At 74.9% G+C, this 1029-nt stretch carries 1 protein-coding gene; it reads right to left on the bottom strand.

The annotated features are described in order from the left end of the window. Positions 1 to 1029 (bottom strand): GMC family oxidoreductase N-terminal domain-containing protein (locus ACJMNC_RS18375; protein ID WP_408949378.1); only part of this gene is annotated, 1029 nt, incomplete at both ends.

Raw genomic sequence — 1029 nt, 5'->3', positions numbered from 1 at the left:
CCTAGCGCCCAGGCGACCATTGCGACGCTCGCATGCGGCCCGCTGCGCAGGTGCGGCGGCAGCACCGACGCGTCCACCACGTGCAGGCCCGCCACCCCCGGGACACCGCCGAACGGGTCGAGTGCCTCCCCGAGCGGCAGGCTGCCCAGCGCGTGCTGGTTCATCCCGATCACCGGGTCGATCTCGATCGAGCCGGGCTCCACCAACTCCGCGAACTCCTCACCGCCGAGCATCTCCACCACCCGCCCGGCGGCGGAGTGCAGCCGCTCGAGCGACTCGGCCGTCGGCTCCCCCAGGTCCAGTCCGTCCGGCCCGAAGGACCCGGCCACCGGCTCGGCCAGGTCGGCGACGCCGATCGGCACGCCGCGCAACGGCTCACCGTCAATGAACCGGCCGAAGTCGTCGCCGTAGCAGCGGACCTCCAGGCCGTCGGCGGTGTGGAGTACCGACTGCAGCAGCGCCCGCGCAGACAGCGGCCGGCGCGGCGTGAACCGCACGAGCAGTTCGGCGTGCTCATGGACCGTTACGTGAGACTCGCCGATCCCGCTGCGCCGCAAGAGCTCTGCGGTCCCGAGGGTGCCCGCGGCCAGAATCACCGTCCCGGCGGCGAGCTGCCGGTCGCCGCAGTCCACGCCGACGATGCGGCCGTCGCGCTGCACCAGCCGCTGCACCGTCAGACCGCCCTGCACCGGCGGACCGCCGGCCATCGCCAGGACGTGCGCTCCGGTAAAACGGCGGCCGCGCACCCGGTTGCTGCGCACCCGGTTCACCCCCACCACCGGCCAGGCGCCGCCGGCGGCGAGCTGCCCGCGGGAGAGCCAGTACTGCTCAAAGGCCCGCGGCAGGTCGCCGAGCTCCTCGTCCGACGGCGCCGAGACGTGCAGCAGGCCGCCGCCGTCGTCGCCGCCGTCCACCGCGTCGTAGGCGGCCGCGGCGAACACCGGCCACGGCCCGGGCCAGTCGACCAGGTCGGTGACGTGCGGGCGCAGGAAGTAGCCGCCGTTGATCGCCGCGCTGCCGCCGGCGCCG

This window comes from Gordonia sp. VNK21 (genome assembly GCF_046098115.1).
GTDB lineage: Bacteria > Actinomycetota > Actinomycetes > Mycobacteriales > Mycobacteriaceae > Gordonia.
Note: the sequence above shows the minus strand (reverse complement) of the source record. Positions and strands in the feature narration are given on the sequence as shown.